General features: G+C 40.7%; 19 protein-coding genes. 12 read left to right on the top strand and 7 right to left on the bottom strand.

Features of this window, described 5'->3' with window-relative positions; genetic code table 11:
• Nucleotides 1–61: 61 nt before the first annotated feature.
• Nucleotides 62–1,075, bottom strand: a complete 1,014-nt coding sequence (locus KO534_RS23310; protein WP_215933926.1) for an AraC family transcriptional regulator ligand-binding domain-containing protein — start codon at nucleotides 1,073–1,075, stop codon at nucleotides 62–64.
• Nucleotides 1,072–1,995, bottom strand: coding sequence for a GGDEF domain-containing protein (locus KO534_RS23305; protein ID WP_215933924.1), 924 nt, complete (start codon nucleotides 1,993–1,995; stop codon nucleotides 1,072–1,074). Before KO534_RS23305 ends, KO534_RS23310 begins: the two co-directional genes overlap by 4 nt.
• Nucleotides 1,996–2,328: 333 nt before the next feature.
• On the opposite strand from KO534_RS23305, the gene KO534_RS23300 reads away from it, so the two are divergent.
• The 6 genes from KO534_RS23300 (at nucleotide 2,329) to KO534_RS23275 (ending at nucleotide 12,456) form a co-directional block, all read left to right on the top strand.
• Nucleotides 2,329–5,022 carry a TonB-dependent receptor gene (locus tag KO534_RS23300; protein ID WP_215933922.1) on the top strand — a complete coding sequence of 898 codons (2,694 nt, stop codon included), beginning with the start codon at nucleotides 2,329–2,331 and terminating at the stop codon, nucleotides 5,020–5,022.
• A gap of 77 nt (nucleotides 5,023–5,099) precedes the next feature.
• Nucleotides 5,100–6,068, top strand: coding sequence for a metallophosphoesterase (locus tag KO534_RS23295; protein WP_215933920.1), 969 nt, complete (start codon nucleotides 5,100–5,102; stop codon nucleotides 6,066–6,068).
• A 2-nt stretch (nucleotides 6,069–6,070) separates the two neighbouring features.
• Entirely contained in the window at nucleotides 6,071–8,020 is a 1,950-nt protein-coding gene (locus KO534_RS23290) for a phytase (RefSeq protein ID WP_215933918.1), read from the top strand.
• 268 nt (nucleotides 8,021–8,288) lie between these two features.
• Nucleotides 8,289–9,830, top strand: coding sequence for a glucan biosynthesis protein (locus KO534_RS23285; protein ID WP_215933916.1), 1,542 nt, complete (start codon nucleotides 8,289–8,291; stop codon nucleotides 9,828–9,830).
• Nucleotides 9,806–11,911 (top strand): glucans biosynthesis glucosyltransferase MdoH, encoded by a 2,106-nt coding sequence (mdoH, locus tag KO534_RS23280; protein WP_215933914.1) that lies wholly within the window; start codon nucleotides 9,806–9,808, stop codon nucleotides 11,909–11,911. The genes KO534_RS23285 and mdoH overlap by 25 nt, the downstream gene beginning before the upstream one ends.
• A gap of 83 nt (nucleotides 11,912–11,994) precedes the next feature.
• Nucleotides 11,995–12,456, top strand: a complete 462-nt coding sequence (locus KO534_RS23275; RefSeq protein WP_215933911.1) for an EVE domain-containing protein — start codon at nucleotides 11,995–11,997, stop codon at nucleotides 12,454–12,456.
• Between the two features lie 109 nt (nucleotides 12,457–12,565).
• Here KO534_RS23275 and KO534_RS23270 read toward each other — a convergent pair whose 3' ends face one another.
• Both KO534_RS23270 and KO534_RS23265 read right to left on the bottom strand, forming a co-directional pair.
• A complete protein-coding gene (locus KO534_RS23270) occupies nucleotides 12,566–12,898 on the bottom strand; it encodes a DUF1820 family protein (RefSeq protein WP_215933909.1) in 333 nt (110 codons plus the stop codon).
• A 224-nt stretch (nucleotides 12,899–13,122) separates the two neighbouring features.
• Nucleotides 13,123–13,698, bottom strand: a complete 576-nt coding sequence (locus KO534_RS23265; protein ID WP_215933907.1) for a TetR/AcrR family transcriptional regulator — start codon at nucleotides 13,696–13,698, stop codon at nucleotides 13,123–13,125.
• A gap of 147 nt (nucleotides 13,699–13,845) precedes the next feature.
• Between KO534_RS23265 and KO534_RS23260 the strand changes: the two genes are divergently transcribed.
• On the top strand, nucleotides 13,846–15,486 hold the full coding sequence (locus KO534_RS23260; protein WP_215933905.1) for a M28 family metallopeptidase: 1,641 nt from the start codon (nucleotides 13,846–13,848) through the stop codon (nucleotides 15,484–15,486).
• 63 nt (nucleotides 15,487–15,549) lie between these two features.
• Here the strand turns inward: KO534_RS23260 and slmA are convergent, their stop codons facing one another.
• Together slmA and coaBC are read right to left on the bottom strand one after the other, a co-directional pair.
• On the bottom strand, nucleotides 15,550–16,140 hold the full coding sequence (gene slmA / locus KO534_RS23255; RefSeq protein WP_215933903.1) for a nucleoid occlusion factor SlmA: 591 nt from the start codon (nucleotides 16,138–16,140) through the stop codon (nucleotides 15,550–15,552).
• A 9-nt stretch (nucleotides 16,141–16,149) separates the two neighbouring features.
• Nucleotides 16,150–17,364: a bifunctional phosphopantothenoylcysteine decarboxylase/phosphopantothenate--cysteine ligase CoaBC gene (coaBC, locus tag KO534_RS23250; protein ID WP_215933901.1), complete on the bottom strand. Its 1,215-nt coding sequence runs from the start codon at nucleotides 17,362–17,364 to the stop codon at nucleotides 16,150–16,152.
• 118 nt (nucleotides 17,365–17,482) lie between these two features.
• On the opposite strand from coaBC, the gene radC reads away from it, so the two are divergent.
• From radC to mutM, 5 genes are all read left to right on the top strand, one after another.
• Nucleotides 17,483–18,157: a RadC family protein gene (radC, locus tag KO534_RS23245; protein WP_215933899.1), complete on the top strand. Its 675-nt coding sequence runs from the start codon at nucleotides 17,483–17,485 to the stop codon at nucleotides 18,155–18,157.
• Between the two features lie 279 nt (nucleotides 18,158–18,436).
• Nucleotides 18,437–18,673 (top strand): 50S ribosomal protein L28, encoded by a 237-nt coding sequence (gene rpmB, locus KO534_RS23240; protein WP_007625404.1) that lies wholly within the window; start codon nucleotides 18,437–18,439, stop codon nucleotides 18,671–18,673.
• Between the two features lie 11 nt (nucleotides 18,674–18,684).
• Entirely contained in the window at nucleotides 18,685–18,840 is a 156-nt protein-coding gene (gene rpmG, locus KO534_RS23235; RefSeq protein WP_006008015.1) for a 50S ribosomal protein L33, read from the top strand.
• Between the two features lie 104 nt (nucleotides 18,841–18,944).
• Nucleotides 18,945–19,418 (top strand): hypothetical protein, encoded by a 474-nt coding sequence (locus tag KO534_RS23230; RefSeq protein ID WP_215933897.1) that lies wholly within the window; start codon nucleotides 18,945–18,947, stop codon nucleotides 19,416–19,418.
• A 3-nt stretch (nucleotides 19,419–19,421) separates the two neighbouring features.
• Nucleotides 19,422–20,234, top strand: coding sequence for a bifunctional DNA-formamidopyrimidine glycosylase/DNA-(apurinic or apyrimidinic site) lyase (gene mutM, locus KO534_RS23225; protein WP_215933895.1), 813 nt, complete (start codon nucleotides 19,422–19,424; stop codon nucleotides 20,232–20,234).
• Between the two features lie 19 nt (nucleotides 20,235–20,253).
• Here mutM and coaD read toward each other — a convergent pair whose 3' ends face one another.
• Entirely contained in the window at nucleotides 20,254–20,739 is a 486-nt protein-coding gene (coaD, locus tag KO534_RS23220; RefSeq protein ID WP_215933893.1) for a pantetheine-phosphate adenylyltransferase, read from the bottom strand.
• Between the last annotated feature and the right edge of the window lie 31 nt (nucleotides 20,740–20,770).

Raw genomic sequence — 20,770 nt, 5'->3', positions numbered from 1 at the left:
ACAGTATATTTATGATCTTCAAAGATGCAAGTTTTAGTGATAAATCAGCTATCGATAGGTTTTATTCAACTAGCCTCAATTGACTGGGAGTGAGGCCTGTCCAGCGTTTGACAGAGCGCCGAAAATTGGGGATGTCGTTAAACTGCATAAGATGAGCGCTTTGTTCATTACTAAACTGTTGAATTTGTAATAGGTAAGTGGCCTGCTGTTTACCTAGTTCATCCTGCAATTGTTTAAAATGTGTATTGTGTAACTTTAACTTACGTTTAAAGGTGGCAGGGCTTATGGAAAATTGTGAGGCAATGTTATTTAAGCTGGCTTGCCTGTGTTTGGTGATTTCATGACGCACGGCTTGTAAAAATCCTTGTTTAGGGAGGTTTTGCAGACGGGCTTGTTTGATCGCATAACTCCGCAACCCGTCACTTCTTTGAAGGCAAGGTGTTGTCAGCCACTTTTTTTCAAAGCTAATACTGAACATGGGTTGTGAGAACGATAACCTATATCCAATGTTTTCTTGGTATTCTTGGATGTATTTGGGCTTTTGGAAAGGGAAACTAAAATACATAGGAATGCGTTGCCCAAAAAGTAACTTAGTCGCAGAAATCAAAGCGCTGCAATAAATTTCGGATAAAAATTGTACCTGTGTATGACAACCCAAAGCTGGGTTAATCAGCAAATATTGTCGTTGTTTAGTTTGATAACTTGAGGCGTCGAAGAAAGGGCAGATTTGCATGCGTAATATATTGAGAATTTTTAGAGCTTGAGCAAAGTCGCGACTATGTAGTAACGCATTAGATACTGCACCATAATTACTAGGGAATAAACGCCTACCAATTTGGAACGCACAATCATAGCCAGGTGTTTGGGTTCTGACATTACTGAGCAATTGTAATAATTGACCTAGGCTGATTTTTTTGTCGGACTTAAGGTCTTCACTGAAAATTCGTGTGCCACGTAAAAGTTTGTGTTTGTTGACACCTCGAGACACGGAATAATCCACTAAACTCGCAGCTAACTGATGCGCTGGTATGTATTTATCTTCTAAGCACAGAAATGAAGTAGCAGAAACTTTCATAATGCAGCTTCACTTGGATAAAGTAATTGTTTAGAAGCATCTAAGCTTTGATTGACTCGGTTAATAATATTGTCGGTTGTGTCGCCCGGCCTCACTGAGTCAATTGCAAAGGTTAAATTGTGATATATTGCCTGTGGATGTTGATGCGGTTTGTAAGCTAAGTGGAAAATCGCTTGACGAACTTGTTCTGCTAACTCCAAGGCTAAGGTTTTACCCGTATTGGGTAACAGTAGAACAAATCGGTCACCAGCATAGCGACAAGCTAAGTCAGATGAACGTAAATTCATAATGATTAATTCGGATATCTGGCGGAGTAATCTATCTCCTTCTGCATGGCCAAACTGACGATTAAATTGATCAAAGTTGTCAATGTCTAACATAACGATAGAACAGTCAGAGTGAGGAGGCGCTACGAGCTTGTTGTGAATTTGACCTCGCATATAATCCGCACCATATAGCTTAGTAATAAAGTCAATCTGATCGTGCTGGCGTAAATCATGTTCGCGGTTACGTAATTGTTGATTGAGCACCAATTGCTCTTGATGCCATTGATATAGCGCATAACTCATAATCAGCATGCCGATAGCCGCGGGAATTGACTCAAACATACTTAAACCTGTGGCCACCTCTTGGTAAGCCATAAATTCGTCAAAGAAATCGAGGGAAGCTGAAAAAAGAAAGCAGCATAATCCTATCACCAAGGCTGAAGTCACTTTGCCTGGGGGGCGGCTAATGAGTATAAAAAACACCCAAACGATAGAAAGTAATCCCAAACTACCTTCGCCCAGCACATCCAACCAAGATATATCAGAAAGGTTTTTCAACTGTCCTAAACCAATACTTAAACTGGAAGATACGGCTAAAGAACCGCACAGCACCGAAAAAAGTGTCGGATGACGAGCCAGCAAAGATAAGTTCATCGGTAATCCTCTTACTGAAAATAGTACGACGTTATAAAAAAGTATAACGGGGTCATTTTGGCTCAGCTAAATGACAGATAGATGAAGGCCTTTTGCTTTTACTGATAACAAATTCACCCAACTCCTTATTCCATAAGGCCTAAGTAGGAGGTCAAATTGGCTCATACAACTACAAAAATGTATTAAATCGGTAGTGACTAAGCCTAATCTAGCCATTTATGAGAGGTGTCGTCATAAATATGTCATGCCAATTCACTAGCGTATTTGCCCGAGCAAGATTACAGACTCGCCACACGATTACTAAAAAGATGACAGCAACGAGAACCTACTACTATGAAAATGATTAAATCTACTTTAGCCATAGCTTGTTTAACCGCATTAGTCGGCACATCTGCACTAGGGCAAGAGGTTGGTGCATTACAGGGCGTATTAATGGATAAAAGCCAAACCAGTTATTTTGCTGGGGCTGATATTCAAATTAAAGAGCTAGGGGCAACTGCGGTATCTCGTCGTGATGGGTCGTTCCGATTTACTAATTTACCTGAAGGCCACTATACCTTAGTGGTTCAGTACTTAGGGGCTCCAACAGTTGAGCTACCTATTGAAATCAGCGCAGGGCAAACTTTACAACAAGCTGTAGTATTGGCTGCTGCCAATACATCGTTGGAAAGTATCATTGTATACGGGCAACGAGCAGGTAAAGCGAGTGCGCTTAACCAACAAAGAATGTCTGATAGTATTAAATCTATAGTATCAGCTGATGCTATTGGACAATTTGCAGACCAAAATGCCGCAGAAGCTTTACAGCGTTTACCGGGCTTGTCTATTGAAAGAGATCAAGGTGAAGGGCGTTTTGTGGGTATTCGAGGCATCGATCCTAATTTGAATAATGTCACCATCAATGGTGTTAATGTGCCTTCTCCTGAAGGTGGAGTACGCTCTGTTGCACTTGATGTTATTCCCTCAGAACTTATTCAAAGCTTAGAGGTATCAAAATCAGTTACCTCTGATATGGATGGTGACGCAATAGGTGGTTCAATTGAAGTGAAAAGTCTTAGCGCCTTTGATAAAAACGCTACCTCTGCAAGTCTAAATGTACAAGTTAGTCAAAATCAACTACGTGATGAAACGAGTCCTAAGGTATCTGGCAGCTTAACCACTATGTTAACTGACACAGTAGGGGTAGCTGCTGCATTATCCTACTTTGACCGTAGTTTTGGCTCAGACAACGTTGAATCAAATGGTGATGATGAAGTAGAACAGCGTTATTACTCAATTGAACGTGAACGTATAGGTGGTGCTGTAAACTTAGATTTTCGTCCAGACATGGATAATCAGTATTATGTACGTACTTTATACAGCAGTTTTGCTGATAACGAATTTAGATTATCTAATACCTTTGTGTTTGACGGTGAAGATTCTGAAATTGAGCGCGCCAGTAAAGATCGTGAAGAAACACAGAGTATTTTGTCTATAACGGCAGGTGGTGAGCACCAACTTGAGAATTGGCTAGTAGAATATCAAGTGGGCTACTCAAAAGCCGATGAAGATGAGCCAGACGCTTTGTATTACACCTTAGTGGGTGAAAGCATGGACATCGATTCAGATATGGCGGGGCCAATTCCAGTTGTTGCCCAAGCTGCCTCTGTGATGGACTTAAGTAATTACGAATTAGATGAAGTGAGTTTTGAAAAAAACTATGCAGAAGACACCGAGACTATGGCCAAAGCGGATTTTACTCGATACTTTGATTGGCAGTCGAATCAGCTCGAGTTTAAGTTTGGGGGGAAATATCGTAGCCGAGAAAAATCTGCAAATGCCGACATCTTAATCTTCGACGGAGACTTTGACGACATTGACCCTAGTATCTTTGCCTCATCTACTCCTGATTGGGGGTTGGGTGATTTTGGTCCGGGATTAGATCGGACTTTTATGCGTGAATTTTATGGCCAGCAAAGCAGCAACTTCGAAATTGCGGAACTTGATTCAGAAGTTGAATCAAACGGTGCCTCTTACGTAAACCAAGAAGACATCTTAGCCCTTTATTTAATGGGTAAAATAGAGTTGCAAAATTTACGTATAGTGGCAGGTTTGCGCTACGAAGATACTGACTTTAGTACTTCGGGTATGCGAGTGGAACTCATCGAAAATGAAGAAACCGACATAGAAGAAGTGGTCAATACATTATGGGAACGCGATAAAAATTATTCGCATCTATTACCTAGTGTCAACCTACGTTATGAATTTAACGACAAGTTCATAGGCCGTGCAGCATTTACCCAAACCATTTCGCGTCCCAAATTTGAAGATTCAGCTGCATTTCAAATCATTGAATCTAAAACAGAAGAGGACGATGGCGAATTTGTCACCGAGCGCGAAGCAGAAGTCGGTAATCCTGAACTGGACCCCTATGAAGCCGATAACTTTGACTTAGCTTTAGAATACTATCCTGGTGATATTGGGATCTTATCAGCAGGGTACTTTTATAAAAGTATCGATAACTTCGTTATCATTACCGATGTTGCAGGAACAGACGATTGGGAAGGATTTGATGAAGTTATGCAACCCATTAATGGCGAATCCGCTAGTGTTAGAGGTCTTGAAATCTCTTGGGTAAAAGGTTTCGACAACGGCTTATTGCTGAGTGCGAATGGCACCTTTTCTAGTTCAGAAGCCATAACTATGCTAGATGGCGAACGTTATGAAACGTCTTTGCCAAATCAGTCTGACCGTATCGGTAACTTGACCGTAGGATACGAAAGTGAAGATTTTAGTGTCAGATTAACTATGACTTACAAAAGTGAAAACCTCGAAGAAATAGACGGTGATCTACTCAGAATGGAAGACAAACATCAGCAAATGGATTTTATGGGTAAATACTTTATTAACCCTAATATGCATGTGTATTTTAACGCCATTAACCTAACGGATGAGCCTTTCTACAACTACTTCGATCGACCCAGCGTTAACGCACAATATGAAGAGTATGGCCGTACCTTTGAGTTGGGTTTTAACTGGAAATTGTAATTCAGCGTTCGTCAACAATTGGTAGCAACAAACACGCGTCTAACGGGCGCGTGAGTATATTTATTTGGAGAACATAAGTGCGATTAATCAATTTCCTTTTAGTTATTGCTTGTATCAGTACATCCGTAAGCCATGCAACCTCAGTGCACGACCAAGCTTATTATCAGGCTCATCAAATTCACGGTCTATCTGTGCCAGAAGAGAGTCTCAACTTTTTGGTAATAGGAGATTGGGGCCGAAATGGTCACTATCAGCAAAAAACTGTTGCAGATATGATGGATGTCGCTATGTGGCAACTTGATGCTGAGTTTATTGCCACTACAGGTGATAATTTTTATTCAAACGGCGTGGCTTCTGTTGATGATCCGTATTGGAAAAGCTCATTTGAAGACATTTATCATGGTCCCCATTTGTTTGAGAACTGGTACCCCACTTTGGGTAATCACGATTATAGAGGTAATTGGCAAGCTCAAATTGAATACTCTAACCTAAGCCGTCGCTGGGAATTCCCTAATAATTATTACGCCAAAAATTTTGTTTTAGCTGACCAAGAAGAATTATTGATTCTATTTATTGATACTAGCCCCCTTAATCCTGGATACAAAAATGTAGCAAAATATGCTGAATCCCAAAAGCAAGATGGAGCAAAACAACTCGCTTGGATAGAGCAGAAACTGCAGTCATCTAACGCAAAATGGAAAATTATTGTGGGTCATCATCCTTTGTATACAAGTGGTAAACGTTACGGTAAAACCGCAGATATACGTGGTGTACTTGAACCCATCTTTGAAAAAAACAAAGTGGATGCTTATTTCGCTGGTCACGAGCATGACTTGCAACATAACCAACCTAAAGGCACCACAGTTCAGCACTTTGTTTCAGGGGCAGGCTCAGAATTAAGGAAAGTAGCACAACGATCATTTACGCGTTTTGCCGAAGCCACTGCAGGTATTGCATCCGTTTCTGTGAGCTCCAATGAGTTATTAGTGCAGTTTATTTCTGGCGCAAATAAAGTGTTGTATCAATATAGTATTCATAAGGATTAAGCGTGAAACCAATATCAAACATCGTTTCTTGTTGTGTGCTTTGGGCATTGTTAAGTGCTTGCCAAGCACCCAATCACTCAGCTGAAAATCCCGTTTCTCTATCTTTAATACCACTAGAAAGCAATAGCAATGTAGCGGGAAAAATAGCCAAGCCTATTCGTCATCAACAGACCGAGTATTGGTTGCTTACTAGTGAATCCTCAGGTGTGTTGTTAACGGACCAACAAGGTAACGAACTGAGTAACATTGACGGTCACATTGAACTGCTTGATTGGCGTGACAATATCAAAATTGGTAATCAAACTTTTGGGTTAATTGCCGCTTTAGATAGCAATCTAGGGCAAGTCGTGATTATTCAACTAGATTGGCAAAATTTACAATTGTCAGAACTAACCCGACTCAACAACTTTAGTGCACAAACTGAAAGCCTATGTTGGTACCAAATGCCTCAAGGACACTTATCCTTATTTACCACAGACGCATTAGGGCAAGTAGAGCAGCGAATTGTGATAGATGCTTCGAAACGGGCGTTAACCAATGTGATTGCGCATACTTTTATTGGCGCACCACAAACCAAGTCTTGTGCAGTAAATGATCACACACAATCGCTCTATATAGCAGAAGAGAATATCGGTGTTTGGCGCTATTTTGCCGATCTCGAGTCCGAGCTTTCCCGTGAGTTAGTCATCGCAACTCAACCTCATGGGCCCATTAATAGTGAAGTGAGTCACATTGAAGTCTTAGCATCAGGAGACTTGTTAGTTAGCACACCAGAGCAGCAAGGTGTTTGGCTAGTTGATCCTGAAAACAATGACCAAGCAAGGTTTGTAGATTTTGAAGGCACTCATATGCTAGAAACTGTAACGGCTAGGTTAGATGATGAGCAGCTTAAATTAGGTATATTTGATGATAAAACAGCAAGGTATTTCACATCACAGCTGCATTATTCTAAAAAAGCGCAATCAATTATTCAGCCAATAATGCCTGCCGTGCAAGCGTACGCACAAAGTACACCTATGGCTGCATACGGAGACGCAGCCGATGACCCCGCAATTTGGATTAACTTTGATGACAGCGCCCAAAGCCGAGTCTTGGGTACCAATAAAAAACAAGGCCTAATGCAATACGACCTACAGGGTAACTTATTGCAAGAACTGAATGTGGGGCGGGTGAATAACGTGGATATCCGTTATGGCATGATTTTAGGAGGAAAGCGTTTTGACATCGCTACCGCTAGCAACCGCAGCTCAAAGTCCATTAGTGTGTTTTCAATAGAGCCGAATACAGGTTACATGACCCATATCTCCGATATCAAAACGGATATCGACGACGTTTATGGATTGTGCATGTATACCAATGGAAACCAGTATTACGTATTTATCAATGGTACAGACGGGCATTTTCAGCAGTATTTATTGCAACAAGATGCGGCAAAAATTTCAGGTAAACTAGTCAGGGAGTTCTATGCTCCAAGCCAACCCGAGGGCTGTGTGGTAGACGATCAAAATCAACAACTCTACTATGGCGAAGAAGCCGTTGGGGTGTGGCAAGTTTCTGCAGAACCTATAGAGGAAGCAAGTAGACTCATAATTCAAACCAATGAAACTTTTGTGGCTGATGTCGAAGGTTTGGGATTATATCGCTACAAAGAACAACGTTTTTTGTTTGCTTCGAGTCAAGGCAACGATAGTTATGGGGTGTTTGCTTTAGATAGAAACAATCAATATCTTGGCAGTTTTAAGATAGATATGAACTTGAGCTTAGGATTAGATGGTGCATCTGAAACCGATGGATTAGCTATCACTGCATACCCTTTGGGTGAGAGTCTTCCTGCTGGGCTTTTAGTGGTACAAGATGGACGAAACCGCTTACCAGCGGCTCCTCAAAACTTCAAGCTGGTGGATGGTAGAGATATACAACTGCTATTACAAGACTGGCTGATTAATGAATAGCTGGCATACCTTAAATAGTCACTACAAAGAATGATTACATCAACGACTTGAAACAGCTGCGTCATTTTTACCTAGCCTGAGAAACTCTTAGGCCAAGTGTTTATCTATCCAATTAATGGTAAATAATATTCACTTGGCCTGATTGCTGCAAATACCTTGTTTTATCCAATTGCTTCTGCGCATAACTTTGTTTTTCATAAGGTTATGTGAGCTTACTTTTCAGTAATACAGAGGTCCTTTATGTAGGTAATTAACAAGGAGTTTCATTTTGTACAAGAAATACATCTTTGCTCTAGTGTTAGGTGTTAGTTTAATTCCGTATCAGCCAGCAACCAAGGCACAGCAACCATTAGTAGCGGACAGTAAACCAGAGCGCAAAGATAGATTAACCGAGCCTTTTGACAGAAAATGGCTTGAATCTAAAGCGATGGAACTAGCCACTAAAGAGTATCAAGTAAAACAAATTTCAGCTGACAATCCACTCAGTCAAATGAGCTATGATGACTACAAAAAGATACAGCTTGAAAGAGGATCCACTATTTGGTCGAAAGAGAATAGAAATTTTCGAGTAAACCCATTACATCCCGGTTTTTTGTTCAAAATCCCAGTGAAGCTAAATTTAGTCGTAAACGGTGTTGCAAGACGAGTTTTCTATACAACAAAGATCTTTAATTATGATTCTGAACAAGAGGAGCTTAAAAATACCGATGCGCAAGGTTATTCGGGCTTTAGCGTCACTCACCCTATTAATACACAAGATAAGTGGGATGAGTTTTTGGTGTTTCAGGGGGGCTCTTACTTTAGAGCGGTTGGTCAGACCAATTGGTACGGATTGTCTGCAAGAGGCTTAGCAATAAATACAGCTAAACCTTCCGGGGAAGAGTTTCCAGTATTTACAGAATTCTGGCTCGAGCGACCAAATAAAAACAACGACAAGTTAATCATTCATGCGTTGATGGAAAGTGAATCGTTAACTGGGGCGTTTACATTCACAGTGAAGCCACAGCAAAATACAGAAATACTGGTTAATAGCACCCTGTATCCAAGAAGAGACATCGAATCATTTGGTATTGCCCCCTTAACTTCAATGTTTTTGTTTAACGGCATGAACCGTTCTCGTTTTGATGATTTTAGGCCCGCCGTCCATGATTCAGATGGTTTGTTAATGATAAAAGCCAATAATGAGAAAATTTGGCGACCTTTAGCTAACCCCAAAAGATTACAGGTCTCAGCCTTTGAGGATGATGCGATTAAAGGTTTCGGATTAATGCAACGCTCCAGAAATTTCAATGATTTCAACGATATGGAAGCGCATTATCATAAACGTCCGTCAGCTTGGATTACACCCATAAATGACTGGGGGGCGGGGCATGTTGAGTTAGTAGAAATTCCAACTAAAGCAGAAATTCACGATAACATTGTAGCTTTTTGGCAACCAAATCAAATACTAAAAGCCGGCCAACCGCGAGAGTTTAGCTATAAAATATCTTGGGGCAATGATGCGCCTGTAAAAAATATCGAAGGTAAAATTGTCACAACCGCGGCTGGGAAATCTTTGGGTTCTGAAACAGCTCGAGAATTTGTAATTGAATATGCAGGGCAGTCTATTCCATCTGATTTAAGTATTAATGCGATTACTAGCTCGGGACAAATTGTCGGCGTAACAAGTCAGATTATTCCTGAAACTAACCATCTTCGTGTGGTCGCTAAGTTTGAGCCAGGTGCAGAAAGCGTAGCGGAACTTCGAGTATCGTTGTCTCAAAATGATAAACAATGGGGTGAAACATGGCTATACCGATGGACCAAATAGCTTTTGAAAACTTGGGAGTGCCCTCTGAGTCACCTCTTCACATGCCAGCTCAAGATTTTACAAAAAAACCTCAGGTAAAACATGCGCAACAAGGTTGGACTCAGTTTTTTGCGAGAGTCATTACTTTTGGCGGAGCATTGGCGTTAACAACCTATGCTACCTACCAAATGGTACTCATTGTGTCCCAAGGCACGGTGACTACCATGCAGTGGATAATGGTTGGGTTGTTTTGTCTGACTTTTGTATGGATTGCCTTGGCAGCTAGCGCATCATTTGCTGGGTTTATTTTTGCACGGCAAAGAGTTAATTCTGCTTTGACAGATATAACCCATAAAAAAACAGTGCTACTTATGCCGGTATACAATGAAGAGCCTAGTGAAACCTGCGCCGCTCTTTATAGTATGGGCAAAGAATTGATCGCTAATAACCTTGCTCAGCAGTTTGAAATATTCATTATTTCAGATTCCAATGACCCAGATGTTTGGGTTAAGGAAACTGCCGCAGTAAAGCAACTCAAAGATGCTTTGTCTGGTGAAATTAATGTGTGGTATCGGCGCAGACACAACAACAAGGCCAAGAAAGCAGGGAATGTGCACGAGTTTGTGAGTCGTTGGGGCGCACGATATGACTATATGTTAGTGCTTGATGCCGACAGTTTGCTGTCGGCTAATACTTTGAAAGTACTTATGCAAGAAATGGCAAGTGATGATAATGCGGGCATTATTCAAACCTTACCTTCTTTATATAGAGGTGATACCTTATTTGCTAGGCTTCAACAATTTGCCGGTACTGTGTATGGCCCCATAGTTGCCCATGGTATCACTGCTTGGCAAGGCAATGATGGCAATTATTGGGGGCATAATGCCATTATAAGAGTCAATGCGTTTGCAGAGTCGGCAGGGTTACCCACTATAGGCGGGGTCAAACCATTTAAAGGGGATATTTTATCCCATGATTTTGTTGAGGCCGCACTTATGAGAAGAGCGGGTTGGGCAGTGCGAATGTTACCGGCTCTTAAAGGATCGTGGGAAGAAAGCCCTCCTAGTTTATCTGATGTTGCCACTCGCGATAGGCGCTGGGCGCAAGGAAACATTCAACACCTTGCAGTGCTTAAAGCAAAAGGTTTGCGTTGGCCTAATAGGTTTCATATGTTGACTGGTGTAATGGGATATATGGCATCACCCATTTGGTTTGCTTTGATACTCATTGGAATAGTAATGGCTGTTCAGATCCATTACGTGAATATCGAATATTTCTCCGATCAACCTTCATTGTTTCCGCAATGGCCAGTCTTCGATTCTGAACGTATGGTGGCATTATTTGTCTTTACCATGGGAATTTTACTTTTACCCAAAGTATTAGGCTTAATTCGGGCATTTTTTCAAAGTTCTTTGAGAAAACCATTAGGCGTTATTCGTTTGATTTTGGGGGCCGTAGTTGAGATTTTCTTTTCTGTACTTTATGCCCCCATTTTTATGTTGATCCATAGTCAGCATATTTTCGATATATTTCGTGGCCGAGATTCAGGATGGAATACACAACAAAGGCTGCACAATGGCACTCCTTGGTTGCAATTGTTTAGGCTGCATTTTTGGCATACTGCGATTGGCATTGCCATGACTGTACTGCTTTATCATTACTCTCCCACTTTATTGGTTTGGTTGTCTCCTACTCTAATTGGATTGACCTTTGCTATTCCATTATCTGCAATGAGTGGCAGCAAAAGTATCGCAAAAGTTTTGCGTTTCCTCGGTATTTTGAATATCCCTGAAGAGGTTATTAGCCTAAATATCATTACTCAGCGCGATAAATTTGCAGCTCAACTTAAAGACTATCTACAAGATGTGAGTATTGAATCTTTAATTGAAAAGCATAGCTACCAACATAATCACTTTAGTTTGTTATGTAATCCGCCTAAGCCAACCAGAGGTGAGCCCAATACAGATAGTATCATTGCAAAATATAAAATTAATGATGCTACCCATCCACATGAAGCGTTAAGCTGGATGACCAAATTGGAGAAATTGGCGGTACTTAGTGATAGCACTTTGTTTAATAAGTTAATCAAAGTTCCTGGTTAGCATGGTCTCAGTGGGATGGTTATCTTGCTTGCAAGTGAATGTTTTAAACTATATGGTTTTGCAGGGATTCATGAGGAAAGATAATGCAATATTGGTTGTTTAAAACCGAACCCGATGCTTTCAGTATCGATGATTTAGCCAAGATGCCAAATCAAACTGAACATTGGGATGGTATTCGTAACTATCAAGCGCGCAACTTTTTGCGAGACCAAATTAAGCTTGGTGATCAGGTTTTTATCTATCACTCTAGTTGCAAGGATGTGGGAATTGTTGGCTTGGCTGAGGTAGTGAAAGAAGGTTATCCTGATCACACTCAGTTCAATCCAGAAACTCAATATTTCGATCCTAAGTCTACACAAGATAATCCACGTTGGTACATGGTAGATATTAAGTTCAAACAAAAGTTTGAGACATTATTGCCACTTAAAACTATCAAGCAGATGGCCAATATAAGTGAAATTGGTCTAGTTAAAAAAGGAGGTCGCTTGTCAGTGATGCCGGTTACTGAGCATGAATTTAAGATTTTGCTAAAGGAAACCTCATAAAATAACTGAACTTGAAGATAGATTTTCAATCGATTCTAGGTTCAAAAGTGTTGACGACCCTGATTGAACCTAGCGTATTGAATACTGATAGTGTTCGGCTAATTGAGCACTAATTAGGTGTGTTTTTCGGGGTATAAATAGGTGTAGGGAAAGCGGTCACCTTATCCGAAAGCGTGGTGATTTTTGAAGTGCCTTGCTTTTTTACTTCATCTATTCGCAATACACTATGCATAGGTATGTAGGTGCGCGTGACATCGGCAAATTCATCTTTAAGCTTTTCATGGCTAGGGTCTAACACCAAACTAGTATGGGTGTCCCAAACAAAGTCTCCAATTTCAACAAATCCAAACATACTTCCTTGGCATACTTCACGTACATAAAGTTCATAGCGCTCGCCGTTAGCGATAAATTGGATACGAAACAAATGTTTTTTACTGGTCATATTTACTACTCAATATATTAAGCGATTTTACCCTTTTCTAAATAGGGCTCTCAATAGGATGTTTCAACTCCCTATCAATGGAGGTAGCCTCAACAATAGCAAGGTTAATAACAGCAAGTATGAGAAATTTTTATCGAATGGCGTTTTGATAGGGTAAATGTTTTTACGTATATTAAGAGGCTTTTATTTTACAAAGCCTTTAATTAGAAAAGGAAACCTCTAGATTAACGGGTTACCGCAAGGGGACCCAATAATGCTTGAGTGGCTAATTGTAATTCATCAGTATCACCAGCCAAAATGGCATTAACAGCGAAACCTTGAACATAGCTGGTTAGTTGCAGTGCGGTTGACTCTATATTTATATGCGAATGTACTTGGCCCAAACTTTGGGCTTTTTCTAAACACCCAATAAAATCTATCTGTAATCGATCAAGATAGTGGCGGCCAATTTCTTGTACTTTTTGGTCATCAAAACCCAACTCAGTAATACAATTGATTAATAAACATCCTTTGCCTTTGATGTGCTCTACGTAGTCTGTAAAAAATGCGTTAATAGAATCAAGGCCTTGGTTAGATTCTAAATGTTTAACTAGTTTGTTTAGATGAGCTGTTTGATAGTGTTTTAATACCATGTAAAGAAACGTTTGTTTGCTGCCAAATTCGATATAAAAGCCTCTTCTATTGAAGTCGGTTCTAGCAATAATTTCATCCATAATGGCACCGTGATAGCCATGTTCTAAAAATACATCAATTGCTTGGCTTAACACATCATCAACGTTGTATTGGGCTTTTCGTGGCATCGCAGTTTAACGGGTAATTGGCAGAATAGTTGTTCTTCACAGGGTAGCCCAGTTAAATTATCTGTCAAGGTTGTAGTTGGCCTACATCTCGCTTAATCTGGCCTGCGAAATAATTACAATAACTAAAATAATATTAGGGAGACCATAATGAAATTACGTCTTGGCTTAGGTGCTATTTTGGCGGCTGTACTCATAGTTGGGTGTCAGTCTGAAGGGGTACAGCAAACACCTGAAGTGTCTGCGGATGCATCCCGGATGAAATCTCATCTCAGATTTTTATCCGATGATTTATTGGAAGGAAGAGACACAGGTGCACGAGGGCATGAAATTGCTTCTCTTTATATTGCTGCTGAGTTTGAAAAATACGGTTTAAAGCCAGCTGGGGACAATGGCACATATATGCAGAGGGTGAATTTTGTTCAAGCGAATATTGAACAATCTTCCATTCAGTTGTCATTAAAGGGTTCACAGGGTGAAATGTCATTAAGTTACCCTAAACAATTTCTGACGGCTCCTAATCCACAGCAAGAGTTAACACAGATGGCCGGCAAGCTAGTGTTTGTTGGTTACGGTATTATTGCCCCTGAATTGCAGCATAATGATTATCAAGATATGGATGTGAAGGGCAAAGTTGTTGTGGCCTTATCGGGAAAACCTAAGTCTTTTCCAAGTGAAGAGGGGGCACACTTTGGTTCAAGCCGTGAAAAGCTTCGCCACGCATCCGAAAACGGAGCTATTGGATTTGTCACTATCAGCACACCTACCGCAGAAAAAGTGCGGCCATATCAAAACTTATTGAATTATTTGCATACTCCATCTGTGCGTTGGTTAGATCAAGCTGGCATGCCTTCTGGCGTGTATCCGCAAATTAAAGGTTCAGCATATTTTAGTCAAGAAGCGGCAGAATTAGTGTTTGCCGATGCTGAACAAAATTTAGAGCAAATCTATTCGATGCTTGAAAAAGATGAGTCGCCTAAAGGTTTTGATATACCACTTGAAATCCAACTTGAGTCTACTAGTACTCATAAGCTTATCTCTAGTCCTAATGTAGCAGCAATCCTAGAAGGCTCAGATCCAAAGCTTAAGAATGAATATGTAGTGTACTCGGCACATTCAGATCATATTGGTTTTGCGAAGACAGTAAAAAAAGACAAGATTAATAATGGCGCTATGGATAATGCCACCGGAACTTCTGTACTGCTGGAAACTGCGCGATTATTCAGTTTGCTTGAGGAGCGTCCTAAGCGTTCTATTTTGTTTGTTGCCGTAACGGGAGAAGAAAAAGGGTTATTGGGTTCAGACTATTATGCTAAAAATCCTACCGTTCCAATGGGGTCAATGGTTGCTAACGTGAATCTTGATATGCCAATACTGATCTACGAATTTGCAGACGTCATCGCATTTGGTGCTGACCACAGTGATATGAAAAGCTCGGTGGCAAAAGCCGCTGAAAAAATTGGATTAGAGTTAAGTCCGGACCCTATGCCTGAACAAGCCTTGTTTACACGTTCTGACCATTATAGCTTTGTAAAACAGGGTATTCCTGCGGTGTTTTTAGTGCCTGGTTTTAAATCGGCAGACCCTGAAGTTGACGGCGGTAAACAATTTAGCAATTTCCTTAAAACAAATTATCATAAGCCTGGGGATGATTTTAGCCAAGCGTTTAACTGGAAAGCTGCGACTAAATTTGCTGAGGTTAATTACCACATAGGCATGACACTGGCCAACCAAGCTCAACGCTCTAGTTGGAATGAAGGTGACTTTTTCGGTGAAAACTTTTCAAAGTAGAGTGTAATAATCCAAAAAGCGGACTCAGTTGAGTCCGCTTTTTTATATTAAACGTGTATCAATTTAAGCAAAAAATTGTCTATTAATTAATTGCCATTGTTCATTAAAGTTTTCTGTAGGTCTTTTGGTAAATTCACTGCGAATAAATTGATTAATACGTCCATCAGCAAAACAAATTAATATATTCGCAATAATACCTTCTTCAGCGGGTAGGGTTTTCCCCTCACGTAACTTACGCTCCCGTAACACTTGTTTTAATTGGGTTTCTAAACGTTCAAATAATTGCGAAATACGTTCTCTTAATCTGTCTTGTTCCCCCATCAAAGCATCGCCGTTTAAAATACGTGTGATCCCTGGATTTTTTTCGGCAAAACCTAAAATAAGATGCAATATAAGCTGGCAGCGTGTGGCTGTGTCTTTTTCTTCATTTATTATCTTGTTGATACGCGAAAATAAGGTTTCTTCAATAAATTCAATCAATCCTTCAAACATTCGCGCTTTACTTGGAAAGTGACGATATAAAGCGGCTTCAGATACGCCTACATGCGCCGCTAACTTGGCTGTAGTGATCCTTTGTCCTGGACTGGTTTGTAACATGCTAGCCAGTGCTTGAAGAATTTGAGCACGGCGATTAGGGCGTTTTGTAGCTGGCATTATGGGTTCCTAGGCGATAGTGGCGTTTGTGTCTTCTGTGTATCTTTGGGCTACCAGTTGCATCAACTGCCTAGCGAGTAACTGCTTATCGGCAAGATCCAACTTTTTTTCACCCTTTGACCAAAATACACTTAATGCATTTTGTTCACTGTTAAAACCAATTGAATTATCGGATACATCATTTGCAGCAATCATATTGAGCTTCTTACGCTGTAACTTACCTAAGGCATATTCCCGCAAATTCTGGGTCTCTGCGGCAAATCCTAAAGTAAAAGGTGCATGTTGCAAATGTGCTACATCACTAAGAATATCAGGATTTTTAACAAAAGTAAGTGTTAACTCACTGTCTGACTTTTTGATCTTTTGAGAGGTTTTTTGTTGTATTCGATAATCAGCTACGGCGGCACATCCGATAAAAATATCGCAATTGTGTGTCGTTTGCATTACGGCATCATGCATCTGCTGTGCGCTAGAGACTGATACTGTTCGAATTTTCGGTGGTGGCGCTAAGTTAACAGGCCCACTAATTAAGGTCACTGTTGCCCCTAGTTCTTGCGCAGCGATTGCCAATGCATAACCCATCTTTCCAGAACTATGATTAGAGAGATAACGTACCGGATCGATTTCTTCTCGAGTTGGACCTGCGGTTATCGTTATACGTTTGCCGGCTAATACTTGTTCGGTGGGTTCTTGGGTCAATAAATCTACAATATCGAGAGGCTCAAGCATACGTCCAGGGCCTACATCGCCACAAGCTTGTTCACCTTGAGCCGGACCTAAAACCTGTATCTTACGTTGCGTCAGTAGTTTTAAATTGGCTTGGGTTGCTGCAGCGAACCACATTTGTTGATTCATGGCAGGTGCAATAACAATCGGAGCATTAGTGGCCAGACATAAAGTAGATAATAAATCATCCGCTAAACCATGAGTGAGTTTAGCCATAAAGTTCGCCGTGGCGGGTGCAACTAATAATTTATCTGCCCAACGGGCTAGTTCAATATGTCCCATAGCGGCTTCAGCGTCTTTATCTAATAAATCATCAGATACAGGATTACCAGATACCGCTTGCAATGCTAAAGGGCTAACAAACTCTTTTGCTGACTGTGTGAGTACCACGCGCACGTTAGCGCCATTAGCGACCAGTTTGCGCACTAAATCAGGGGTTTTGTATGCCGCGATACCGCCTGTAATGCCGAGAATAATATTAGTGTTTTCGAGTTGCATTGCTTCTTTTATATTGTTCCATTGTGCTCGATAGACACATTATTGGCTGGAATTGACTCTATTTGCTAGGCTTATTTTGAAGTAAATCACCTTCACCAGCAATTTAAGGCAAGGAAGCATGAAGATCACGGATTGGCCCAAACACGAGCGTCCCCGAGAAAAACTCTTATCGCAAGGTGCTGTCGCACTATCGGATTCAGAGCTGTTAGCAATTTTTCTACGTACCGGTATTAAAGGGTTAAGTGCTATTGATCTGGCAAGAAACTCACTTACAAAATTTGGTGGATTGCGGGGACTGTTAAGTGCTTCTGAGCGTGATTTTTGTGAAACTAAAGGTTTGGGTCAGGCGAAGTTCGCACAACTACAAGCCAGTTTAGAAATGAGTCACCGTTTTATGGCTGAAACCTTAGACAAGAGCGATGCCTTCAACTCAGTAGAACAAACACAAGCCTATCTTATTGCTAAGTTACGAGATCAACCCCACGAAGTATTTGCGATGTTACTACTCGACAGTCAACATCGATTGATAAAATATCGCCCCATGTTTTACGGCACCATAGATAGTGCTTCAGTTTATCCTAGGGTTTTAGTACAACAAGCATTACTCGATAACGCTGCTGCGGTCATCCTAGCCCATAATCACCCTTCAGGCATAGCAGAACCAAGTCAGGCAGATAAAAGCATCACCAAGCGGGTCATAGATGCCTTCAATCTGATGGATATTAAGGTACTTGACCATTTTGTAATTGGTGATGGTATAGCAGTCTCATTTGCGCAAAGAGGTTTACTTTAGCTTTACATCGCTCTTGACTTACATGGCATAGAATAAAAACTATAGGCTTAGTCACTACCACTTATAAAACCAACATTAGAGCGAAAAACTCAGCTTTGATAGGTTTTTACGGCCACAAGCTATAAAAGAGCTGTTTTTCTACACATTATTCTTGAACTCATTCCTAGTTTGCTGTATAAAATGCGCCCTCTTGTTAATAGCGTTAGCTGACTCGTAGATTGATTACGATTAAACGTGAGTCAGAGCTAAATTTTTTTAGATTGTTTGGAGACAAAGGCCATGGCCAAAGTATGTCAAGTTACAGGCAAGCGTCCAGCGGTAGGTAACAACCGTTCTCACGCTAAAAATTCGACTCGTCGTCGTTTTTTGCCAAACCTTCAATCCCACCGTTTTTGGGTTGAAAGTGAAAACCGTTTCGTTAAGTTGCGTTTATCTGTTAAAGGTATGCGTATTATTGATAAAAAAGGCATAGATACAGTATTGTCTGATATGCGTGCCAACGGTGTTAAAGTTTAAGGAATCAGATTATGCGCGATAAAATTAAATTAGTGTCTAGTGCTGGTACAGGCTTTTATTACACTACAGATAAAAACAAACGCAATATGCCTGGCAAAATGGAGATCAAAAAGTTTGATCCTAAAATTCGCCAGCACGTTATGTTTAAAGAAGCCAAAATCAAGTAAATTCGCTAATTTTGTCTCCTGAAGAACCCGGCTTATGCCGGGTTTTTTGCTTTCTCACCTTATGTCATAATCTCCATACTCAATTATTTGGTTGTTATTCTTAGATGGGTAAGTTATCTCAGCGGGCTTGGAACAATGTCATCATAGTCAGTATGTTAATACTGATCATGTTGTTTAATTTCAGTGGTAATTTTCTAAATAGTGGGAGTGATGAAACCTCCACAACCCGTAATCTTGTTCCTAGTGACAAAATAATTACTACTATGGTTTTCGAACAACTCAAAGTAGAGCGCATTGGTCAAGGTTGGCGCGCTATTTCTGGCGAGCACACAATAAAGTACACAAATGAAATGCTTGCGAACTTAATTGAAAATTGGGTCAATGCAGAGATTAGTTTGATTGAGCAACACAATAGTTGGCATTCCCCTACCGCTGCGGTAGAACTATGGTTTGCTGGGCAAGCCTTGCCTACTGAATACCACTTTAAACAACAGCAGGACCAGACTCTGGTCAAGATTAACCAGCAAATCTATGAGCTAATCAGTCCTAGTTATCAATCCTTAACCCCGCAAGAGTAAAACATGCCTGAATTACCTGAAGTAGAAGTGAGTCGTTTGGGCATCAGTCCTCACCTAGAAAATCAAACGATTCAGAAAATTATTGTGCGACAGCGTCAATTACGTTGGCCCATTCCTGAAGAGGTGCATCAAGCTGAAGGTTTAGTGATTAGCTCTATTCGTCGAAGAGCAAAATATTTGTTACTAGACACCGTTAAAGGCAGTATTGTTTTACATTTAGGCATGTCGGGAAAATTGTGTGTTGTGGACAAACATACCGAACTGAAAAAACATGATCATTTAGACATAGTGATGCAAAATGGTAAGTGTTTACGGTTTAACGACGCTAGAAGATTCGGTAGCTGTTTATGGCAAGGTTGTGATGAGCCACAGCTCAGCTTATTGTCTGCTCTTGGTCCTGAACCACTAACCGATAATTTTGATGGTGACAGATTGTTTGAATTGTCCCGTGGCAAATCGGTAGCAGTGAAAAAATTTATTATGGACAATAAAGTAGTAGTAGGTGTCGGCAACATTTATGCAAACGAGTCGTTGTTCATTGCCGGTATTGATCCTAGAAAACCAGCCTCTAAAGTGACTAAAAAACGCTACATGCAACTTGCTGAGATCATCAAAAAAGTATTAGCTAGTGCTATTGAGCAAGGTGGTACTACCTTGAAAGATTTTATGCAAGCAGATGGCAACCCAGGTTACTTTGCACAGCAATTGCTGGTTTACGGTAGAGCAGGAGAGAACTGCGATGCGTGCCTCTCTCCTATTCAATCGGTTACCATTGGGCAACGTAACACATTTTATTGTGAAACCTGTCAACGTTGAGATAAATGGATTGGCACCCTTATTTATCGTGTAATTTTTGTTGTAATGCGTCGATTACCGCAGGATGACAAAACTCATTCACACGGCCTCTGTGAAGTGCAACTTCTTTGACTAAGGTGGATGAAATAAAGGAGTTTTCTTCGGATGGTGTCATAAACACACTTTCGAGTTCCGGGTTGAGTCTTCTATTCATATTGGCTAATTGAAACTCATATTCGAAATCCGAAACGGCTCGAAGCCCTCGAACCAAAACACTGGCACCTTGGCTCTCGGCAAAATCCGCAAGTAAGCCCCTAAAACCAATCACCTCTACATTACCTAAATGTGCGGTTACGTGTTTAATGAGTTCAACCCGTTCTTCTAAGCTAAACAAAGGTTTCTTATTTGGATTAGAAGCTACACCCACAATCACATTGGTAAACATTTTGGCCGCGCGTTCAATTAAGTCGGCATGTCCGTTTGTAACAGGATCGAACGTACCAGGATATATCGCTTTTCTATGCATAATAGGCTTTATTGCTTCGTTTCATTTAGGC

This window comes from Paraglaciecola arctica (assembly GCF_018861065.1).
In the GTDB taxonomy this organism is placed as follows: Bacteria; Pseudomonadota; Gammaproteobacteria; order Enterobacterales; family Alteromonadaceae; genus Paraglaciecola; species Paraglaciecola arctica_B.
This window is presented reverse-complemented; position numbering and strand designations above follow the sequence as displayed.

Coding starts and splice junctions, on each gene's coding strand:
- KO534_RS23265 (WP_215933907.1), bottom strand. CDS start 13,698: ATGCCACGAAAAGCCCAATACAACGTTGATGATGTGTTAAGCCAAGCA.
- radC (WP_215933899.1), top strand. CDS start 17,483: ATGAAGATCACGGATTGGCCCAAACACGAGCGTCCCCGAGAAAAACTC.
- mutM (WP_215933895.1), top strand. CDS start 19,422: ATGCCTGAATTACCTGAAGTAGAAGTGAGTCGTTTGGGCATCAGTCCT.
- coaD (WP_215933893.1), bottom strand. CDS start 20,739: ATGCATAGAAAAGCGATATATCCTGGTACGTTCGATCCTGTTACAAAC.
- rpmB (WP_007625404.1), top strand. CDS start 18,437: ATGGCCAAAGTATGTCAAGTTACAGGCAAGCGTCCAGCGGTAGGTAAC.
- KO534_RS23310 (WP_215933926.1), bottom strand. CDS start 1,075: ATGAAAGTTTCTGCTACTTCATTTCTGTGCTTAGAAGATAAATACATA.
- coaBC (WP_215933901.1), bottom strand. CDS start 17,364: ATGCAACTCGAAAACACTAATATTATTCTCGGCATTACAGGCGGTATC.
- slmA (WP_215933903.1), bottom strand. CDS start 16,140: ATGCCAGCTACAAAACGCCCTAATCGCCGTGCTCAAATTCTTCAAGCA.
- rpmG (WP_006008015.1), top strand. CDS start 18,685: ATGCGCGATAAAATTAAATTAGTGTCTAGTGCTGGTACAGGCTTTTAT.
- KO534_RS23260 (WP_215933905.1), top strand. CDS start 13,846: ATGAAATTACGTCTTGGCTTAGGTGCTATTTTGGCGGCTGTACTCATA.
- KO534_RS23270 (WP_215933909.1), bottom strand. CDS start 12,898: ATGACCAGTAAAAAACATTTGTTTCGTATCCAATTTATCGCTAACGGC.
- KO534_RS23275 (WP_215933911.1), top strand. CDS start 11,995: ATGCAATATTGGTTGTTTAAAACCGAACCCGATGCTTTCAGTATCGAT.
- KO534_RS23305 (WP_215933924.1), bottom strand. CDS start 1,995: ATGAACTTATCTTTGCTGGCTCGTCATCCGACACTTTTTTCGGTGCTG.
- KO534_RS23300 (WP_215933922.1), top strand. CDS start 2,329: ATGAAAATGATTAAATCTACTTTAGCCATAGCTTGTTTAACCGCATTA.
- KO534_RS23230 (WP_215933897.1), top strand. CDS start 18,945: ATGGGTAAGTTATCTCAGCGGGCTTGGAACAATGTCATCATAGTCAGT.
- mdoH (WP_215933914.1), top strand. CDS start 9,806: ATGGCTATACCGATGGACCAAATAGCTTTTGAAAACTTGGGAGTGCCC.